Origin of the sequence: Stieleria sp., assembly GCF_041595215.1 — a bacterium.
Classification (GTDB): Bacteria; Planctomycetota; Planctomycetia; order Pirellulales; family Pirellulaceae; genus Stieleria; species Stieleria magnilauensis.
The window spans coordinates 1-9421 of record NZ_JBFHKV010000223.1 but is presented as its reverse complement, the minus strand read 5'-3'; the positions used below and the strand labels follow the sequence as shown (position 1 = coordinate 9421).

Sequence of the window (9421 nt, the reverse complement as noted above, 5' to 3'; positions counted from 1 at the left end):
GGACCGGTTTGCCGGATATGAAACGGAAACCACCGTCCGCATTCCGAGAGAGCTGGAGTCGGGAACCTGGTACATCACGCCTTGGGTGGACCCGTTCGATGTGATCCCCGAAGACACGTTGGCGTCGAACACCAACCCCGATGACCCGAACAACTTTGACAACAACAACTACAAAGCACGCGCGATCGACGTGTTGGGATCGCAACCCGATCTGGTCGTCTCGGAAGTGATCGCTCCGCCGACGGGTTCCGGCGGGGACACGATCACCGTGACGTGGACCGTCGACAACTTGGGACTGGCCGACGCGGAACCCGGCGGATGGATCGATCGCATTTACTTGAGCGATCTGCCCGATCCCAAGAGCGTCCACGCGACGACGCTGTTACTCGGCGAAAAGAAACGCGACCTGCCGTTGGCGAAAGGAGCGTCTTACACCGATTCGATGGACATCGCGCTGTCGCCCTCGGCGACCGGCCAGTACATCGTGGTGATCACCGATGATGACGTGCCGCCGGAACCCTCGATCGACCTGTCCGGGTTCTTCCCACAGATCCCACCGCCGGAAAAGTACCATCCGGTTGACGAAGTCGATGAAACCAACAACGCGACCGCAGTCGATTCCGACATCCGCAGCTACCCGGCGAACCTGAAGGTCGTGGAGTTCGACATTCCCGACAACGTGTTCTCCGGCGAAGAGGTCACGTTCACCTACACGGTCGAAAACATCGGCACCCATCCGGTCTGGGGCGGCACGCGTTACTGGAAGGATTTCATTTGGCTGTCGGCCGATGACGAGTTTGTTCGCCGGCGGGCGTCTTTCCTGGGCACGTCGATTTACGCTCCCACATCGATCATCAACCCGGGCGACCGCTACACGATCGCGTTCACCACCACGTTGCCCGAAGGCACCGGAGACGATTATTCGCTGTGGGTGCATTTGGACGCCCACAATGACCGCTCGCCGTTGTACTTTCCCTACCAGGCGCGGCTGCTGGAAACAGATTGGTATCCCGCTAATGAAGGCGACAACGCCACGTGGCTCGGCCACTTTGATCGTTGGGCGTTTGAAGACCCCAGCGACAACCTGGCTCGCGCCGATTTTCCCATCATCTACAAAGAAGCCGATCTGACGATCACGGATTTTCAGGTCCCCGCGGGGGCGACGTCCGGCGAGACCATACAGATTTCGTACACGGTCGAAAACGTTGGCAATCGAGAAACACGCGTCGGGTCGTGGTTCGATCGGCTGTTCATTTCGCACGACGCCTCGCTGGATAATTTTGATCACGAAATCGGTTCGCGTTTTCGCACCGGAGCGTTGAAGCCCGGTGAAACGTACACCGGTACGATCCAGGCACGTCTTCCCGATGGGATCGAAGGTGATTTCAGTTTGCTGTTGTTCACCGACTCGGCCGCTAGGCAAGATCGCGCGCGGCGACCGAGCAATATCGGGTTCAAATTGATCGGGCTCGAGTTCGAAACACCCGGCACACTCGCCCCCTGGGATCTGGCGTCCGAAGCATCGCGTGAATCGGCGCGGGCCAATGTCAAGGAATACCAATTGGAGGGCAACAACATCGCCATCCGCGATCTGCCGATCACGTTGGCGCCGCTGCCGGACTTGCAGGTCACCGCGGTCACCGCGCCGCTTCGTGCCGACCGGGGGCAAGAGATCAATGTCGAATTCACCGTCAGCAATCTCGGCGGTGACACCGTCGCCGGTCAACAGCACTGGTTCGATCTGATTTACCTGTCACGCGATGAGTTCTTGGATCTCAGCACGGACGTCTACCTCGGATCCCTGGAACGAAAGGTCGGGTTAGACGCGGGGGCCTCGTACACGACCTCGCGAACGGTCTCGCTGCCGGCGGATTTGTTGGGGCCATATTACGTCTTCGTGATCACCGACCCGGATCGAAACAACGTCAGTGGAAACGTCTTCGAGGGGCCCAACGAGCGCAATAACTCGCGTACGACGGCGGTCCCCACGATCATTGAACTGCCGCCGCCGACCGATTTGCAGGTCACCGACATCACCGTTCCGGCGAATGTCGAAGCCGGTTCGCCGGCAACGATCTCGTGGACCGTCACCAACACCAGCAACGAAACCGCCAGCGGACGCTGGTCCGACAGTCTGTTCTTTTCCAGCGACGCGACATGGGACTTGCGGGATGCTCCGGCGGGACGATTGGAATTCCGCGGCACGCTCGCGCCCGGAGAAAGTTATACCCAAACGTTTCAAACGATCACGCCTTCGTTGACCCCCGGCGCGTACCGGGCCATCGTCCGCACCGATATCTTTAATCAGGTCTACGAGGACGTCGCGGACGGAAACAACATCACCGCATCGCCATCGACGATGCAATTGACCGCGCCGTTCTTGACGCTGGACGTCCCCCTGCCGACGACCCTGGCAACGGGACAGCAACGACTCTACGCGGTCGAGGTTCCCTTTGACCGCACGTTGCGCGTGACCGTTTTTGCCGACGACGATTCGACCCACGAAATCTTCTTGCGGCACAACGATGCGCCGACGGTGCGAACCTTTGACGCCAGCAGCGGCGGCACGCTGTCGGAGACACCCGCAGCAATCATTCCGGCCACCGAAGCGGGGACCTACTATGTGCTCGTGCGGGGGTTTGCCACCGAAAGTGATCAGTCGCCGATCCGGATTCTCGCCGAGTTGTTGCCGCTGGCGATCACCAACATCAAAACGGATCTCGGCGGGGATTCCAAGTACGTCACCACGACCATCTCCGGGGCACGCTTTCACGAAGACGCGGTCGTCAAACTGGTCCGACCGGGATTCGCCGAAATCGTTCCCGTCAATCGGAATTATGTGTCGGCGTCCGAGATCATCGTCACGTTTGATTTCGAAGATGCTCCGCACGGTTTGTATGACGTGCAAGTCATCAATCCGGGCGGTGAAGTCGCGGTGGTGCCGTATCGGTTCCAGATCGAACGGACGATCGAACCCGAAGTCACGATCGGGATCGGCGGGCCGCGTTACATTTTCGCCGGAGATCCGGGAACGTATAGCGTCGCGCTGCAGAACCTGGGCAACATCGATGCGCCGTACGTGTTCTACAACGTCGGCATCCCGGAAATGGGCATCAATGACTTCGTTTACGGATTGCCCTACAACCATTTCACGTCCAATCTGCGTGGCGGCCCCGAGGAAGGCTCGCTGGCCGAGTTGCCCTGGGCGGAACTCGAGTCGGCAGTCAACACCGACGGAACCGTCACCGCCGGCGGCTACCTGTTCGACCATCCGGCCGACGGGTTCGCGGGATTCACGTTCCAAGTCCAAACCTATCCGGGCTTGCGTGAGTTGCACGATCACGCCTGGGAATCCTTCAAAGCCAAGATCTACGCGGCGCTTCCGCAATACGCCGAAATCGATCTGCTTGCCGACGGTCCCTCGGCTCTGGACCAGATCTCACCCGGTCTGTCGTTCATCTGGGAAGTCTTTGGTGCGGTCCCCGACTTCTTGACGATCCCCAAGATCCCCTTCCAATTCCATGTCGTCGCCTCGGCCACGTCGATGTCGCGCGATGAGTTCGTCGACCATGCGTTGGCCGAAGCGGATCAGTTGCGTCAAGGCATCTTGGATGACGCGGATGCCGACGCGGCGCTGGTGAATCTGGCCGGCAACGAAGCGGCTTGGCAATCGATGTACCTGAGCTATCTGGCCGAAAGCGGACGGCTGCGCGCCGAAGATGCCGTGCCGCCGACGCGACGCGACCAGGAACTGGCCAGTTTGATGGCGACGCTGGCCGGCGGTGTGCTGCGCGGACCCGGTGGAGATCAAATCATTCTCTCCGGCGAATTCGGTGACTTCTTTGACACCGTCCGCCGCTGGTACGGTCACGATCCGACTCTCAAAGCTCCCAACGACACGACCGGTGCCAATTTCACCGGCGACTCATTGTCGTTCTTCGGAATCCTCAGCGGCGCCAATCCCGTTCCCGAGCTGCCGACGTTCGACGATTACGATCTGGGGCTGGATCTGAACACGCATTTTCAAACGATGCGTGTCTATGTCCCATGGGTTCCGTTCGACAAACGTGGTGCCGGTATCCCCGCCGATTACCAGATCCGCGGCATCACGCCGAACGACGAAGACGTCTTCTTTCCGTTGAACTTGCAGGAGTACTACGACCAACAAGGCACCAACGTCGGCGCGGTTTCGCAAACCGGTCCGTTCACGCTGGAAACGGGAGGTTTTGTTCCCGCCAACGAATCGCTTCCGTTCACGATCAATTTCCAGAACGACCCGAACACGACTCGCGATGCCAACGAAGTCCGTGTGGTGGTTCCGTTGGACGAGAACATGGATGTCAGAACGTTCCAGTTGGGCGACATCAAGGTCGGCGACATCACGATCCGCGTTCCGGGCGGACGGGCCCTTTATCAAGGCGACTTTGAATTCGCCGAAACGCTCGGGTTTAATGTTCGCGTCAGCGGAGGGATCGATGTCAAATCCAACGCCGCGACCTGGTTGATTCAAGCCATCGATCCGCTGACCGGTGAAGTCCGCACGAATACCGATGGGGGCTTGCTGCCGCCGAACAACGCTCAAGGCCGAGGGGCGGGTTTCGTTTCCTACAGCATCGAGCTTTCCGATGACGCCGAAACGGGACAATCGTTGACCGCCAAAGCCCGTGTCTTGTTGGACAACGCGCCACCGGAGGATGCCGACGATCTGACGTACACCATCGATGCACAAGCGCCCGCGAGCAACGTGACCGTCACGCCGCTGAACGCTCAAAACGATTTCGTCGTCGCCTGGAATGTCGCCGACGATGCGGGTGGAAGTGGATTCAAGCACGTCACGCTGTACGTCGCCGAAGACGGCGGTGACTACAAAATCTGGCAACGCCAAGTCGGCCAAGCGGTCGGCGAAGAAGTCTTCATCGGTCGCGTCGGGCACACGTATGAGTTTCTGGCGTTGGCGACGGACCTGGCCGGAAACCGCGAAACCCCGCCGGCGGGCGCCACAGCGGATGACGACGGCACCGCCAATTCTCTCGGGGCCTTGCCGACGGTCGATGCGACGACGCGTCCGAATTTTGGACAACCGACGCCGCCGACCACCGAGCCGTCGACCAATCCGTTGTTCGCCGCAGCCGAAAACCTGGTCCCATCGACCGGATCGACCACCAACCCGGCGATCTTTGACACCGTCTTGCAACCGTTTACCGCCAAGCGATTCGCCGACGGTTTCGACATCACCGCCACCGGCGTCGCAACCAGCGGCATCGGACCGATGGCGATCACCGAAACGCCCGACGGAGACATTCTGATCAGCGGCGGCACGGCCAGAAACCAGCTGTACCTGTTTGATGCCAACGGTGGGACGGCCGAAGGCACATGGGCGGAACTGGATCATCCGATCTTTAACCTCGCGTTTGATGACGACGGTCGACTGTGGGCGACCACCGGCGGCGGTCCGCTGTTGCAACTCGATCCGATCGACGGCAGCATCCTGGCCGAACATGGCGAAGGTTTGACGATGGGTCTGGCCATCGATCCGGCCGGCGGCGACGTGATCGTCGGTTCCCGCTATGGTGTCGAACGATTCGATCCCGACACCGGCACCTTCAAACGACTCAGTCGTGACTTGGACTTGCGAGTCGGCAGTCTGGCGTTCGCCGGTGACGGAACACTCTATGGCGTGCAGTGGCCCGAGCGAGACGCGGTGGTGCGGTTCAATCCGCTCGGACGCGCCGAAACGGTGCTCTCCTTTGAAACCCCGATCGATTCGATCGCCTTCGGACAAACTGAAACGTCACTGGAAGGGTTGATGTTCGTTTCCCACAACACGGGGAACACCGGTTTCGGCCAATCGGTCGCCACGGGCGAAAACAGCGAGCTGACGATGGTCGACATGGCGACGCTGCGTCGGGTCGCGGTCGCCACCGGCGGCACCCGCGGCGACGTCGTCGCGACGACCAGCGGCGGACGCGTTCTGATCAGCCAGTCCGAACAAGTCGATGTGATCAGCCCGATCGCGATCCCCGAAGTCGTCGCGACCCATCCGGCCGAACAAACCGTCGTCGCGCTGCCGCTGGGGCTGGTCAGTGTGACGTTCAGCGAAGAGATGTTCACGGGTCTGGGAACGGAGATCGAGTCGGTTCTCAATCCGGGAAACTACGCCATCCGTGGCGATGCGGCCCTGCCCGAGGATCAACAACCGGTCATCACCGAAGTCCGCTACCACGAGGCGTCGCAAACGGCCTATCTGTTTGTGCAAGGATTCTCTGCCGGGGAGCATACGCTGTACATCGGCAAAGGGATCGAAAGTGTGGGCGGGTTCTCGCTGCCGGCAGGTTACGAAGTCCACTTCACCACGGTCAGCGAATTCTCCGCGGACGTCGACATCACGCTGACCGGAACACGCTTCGATCGTCAGACCCAGGCGCTGACGTACGAGGTCGAAATCCGCAACAGCGGTGACTATGACTTGTTGTTGCCGATGAGTCTGGTTCTCGATCCGGTCGGCGGCGACGTTTCCGCCGGCGGCGCGGTTCCCGGTCAACCGGCGATCCCGGGTCCCGATGGACGCTGGCTGTTTGACTTGACCGCCAACGTCCCCGACGGCGTTCACCTGCGTCCGGGCGAATCGACGACGGCCAAGACCATACGGCTGCTCTCACCGAACAACGTCGCTGCCGATTTCGTTCCCGGATTCCTGGCCACCGCGTCGCCGAATTTGCGGCCCGATTTCGAAACCGATCCGGTGACATTCGCGACCGTCGACCAGCCCTATTCGTACGACGCCGATGCGGTCGACCCGGACGGCGTCGCGGTCGCGTACCTGCTGCAACGCGGACCCGACGGCATGACGGTGGATCCGGAGACGGGACTTGTTGCCTGGACCCCGACGGTTGGGGTCGCCGAGCAGAACGATGTCGTGTTGTACGCGTTCGATTCACGCGGCGGATTCACATCCCAAACATGGACGGTTCGCGTCACCGGTGGAAACCGGGCACCGGAATTCGTCCAGCCGCCGGCTGACGCTCGGATGATCGAGAACGAGACGTTGCAAATCATCGTGGAGATCGACGATCGCGAAAACGATCCGGTCGAGGTCTGGGCCGACAACCTGCCGCCGGGTGCGTTCTTCGATCCGGCGTCCAAAACGCTTTGGTGGACACCGGGCGAAAACGCCGCAGGCGTCTATCGAGATGTCACGTTGGTCGCGACCGATGGGATCAGCATCACGCGGCATGCGTTTGACTTGCTGGTCGGCCAGGCCGATCGGCCGCCGGTTTTGGACCCGATTCCAGAATTCACTTTGCGTCAGGGCGACCAGTGGACCTATCGCATCGGTGCGTCGGATCCCGACGGAGACCGGTTGCTGTTTACCAGCGCGGACCTGCCGAGCGGCGCCACGTTGGATTCGCGCGACGGAACACTCCGTTGGACCGTCGGGTTTGATGTTCCACCGGCGCTATCGATTCCCGTGACCGTGACAGCGGGTGGTCAATCAGTCGACGGCCAAATCGACGTGACGGTGATCAACGCCAACGGCGCGCCCAGCTTTGACGCGATGCAAGGTTGGTCGGTCGAAGAAGGCCAGACGCTGGTCATCACGTCGTTAGCCTTGGACCCCGATCATCCCGATTTTGAATTACCGGTTCGTTTGGGAGACGGCACACTCGACCCGCCGGGCCTCGTTTCGCCGATCGCCTACCGCGTCACCGGACTGCCCGACGGAGCGACGTTCGACAGCGAAACGGCGACACTCACCTGGACGCCGCGCTACGACCAGTCCGGGGACTACAGCGTCTTGTTCGAAGCGACCGATGACGGCGACGGCGTCAGCGATCCGATCATGATTTCATCACGCGTTCCGATCTCCGTCCGCGACATCAATCAGCGACCGATCATCGATCCGATCAGCAACCTGACGCTCAGCCGCGGTGGCATGGTCGACATCCCGGTCTCGGTGGCCGATCCCGATGGTGACAACATCACGCTCGAAGCCGCCAACGGATTTCCGGGATTGCCGCTGCCCGATTTCGTTTCCTTTACCGACAACGGCAACGGGACCGGATCGTTCCACTTCGCACCGGGAACGGGCGACCGGGGCAACTACACGCTTTCGTTGATCGCCAGCGACGACGGAAACGGACACGGACGCGGTCGAATCGAAACCGTGCAATATGATTTCGTTGTCACCGTGGAATCGGCCAACGATCCGCCGGTTCTCGCACCCGTGTCTTCGTTGGTGGTCTTGCCGGGCGAACTGTTGCGTCTGCCGTTGCAGTCGAGCGATCTGGATCAGGAACCGCTCACCTACGCGATGAGTGGGCTGCCGGTTGAAGCTCGTCTGGTTGATGGAGCCCGCTATGGTGAAGCACTTTTGAATTGGGACCCGACGGCCGCCGATTTGGGAATCTACAACGTCACCGTCACGGTGACCGATGAAGGCAACGGGGATCTTGCGCGGTCGCTCACCTCGTCGCAGTCCTTCGTGATCACGGTTCGCGGTACCAACACCGCGCCCACCTTAACCGTTCCCGCCGATGCGAGCGTCGACGAAGGCGAGACGCTGTCGGTCGACTTCTCCGCAACGGACCCGGACAACGATACCATTCGATTTTTCGCCGATGATCTGCCCGCCGGCGCGACACTGGATCCCGCAACGGGACGATTGCATTGGTCGCCGACGTTCAACGACGCCGGTTCGTATGCGATCCAGGTCGTCGCCACCGACGGATCAGGTTCGGACGCGAAACCGTTTGCGATCACCGTCGGCGCCGTCAATCGCGCCCCGCGACTGGCCTTCCCCGCCGCCCAATACGCTCGGGAAGGGGTTTTTGCACAGTTCCAAGTCACCGGCGCGGACTTTGATGGTGGATCCCTCGAATTGACCGCCAGCGATGTTCCCGACGGTGCACTCTTTGACGCCAGCACCGGAGTGTTTCGATGGCAACCGCGGTACGACCAAGCGGGGACGTACCACGTCACGTTTACGTTGACCGATTCCGAATCCGCATCGGATTCGATCACCGTCCCGATCGTGGTCGAAAACGTCAATCGCGCGCCGGTCATTGAGAGTCGCCATCACCAGGTCGTGGTGGGTAACTTGCTCGATTTCACGATCGCCGGAACCGATCCCGATCTCGATGACACGTTGACCTTCTCGGCGTACGGCTTGCCCACCGGCGCGCAACTCGATCCGGCCACCGGACGAATCACTTGGGTGCCGAACCCCGGACAACTCGGACGCACGATCATCGACGCACGTGCCAGTGACGGTCTGGCCGAAACCAAGCACACCATCGTGATCGATTCGGTCGCGACACCGCAACTGCCCGACGTCCGCATCGTCACCACACCCAGTTTCCCCGCATTGCCCGGGCAAACCGTACGGGTGGACGTGATCGCCGACGGCTTCGCACCGATTGAT

1 protein-coding gene is annotated in these 9421 nt (G+C 60.9%); it reads left to right on the top strand.

Going from position 1 to position 9421, the window contains the following annotated elements; genetic code table 11:
• Window positions 1–9421: putative Ig domain-containing protein (locus tag ABX749_RS11005; RefSeq protein WP_372896023.1), on the top strand; the 9421-nt coding region annotated here is incomplete at both ends.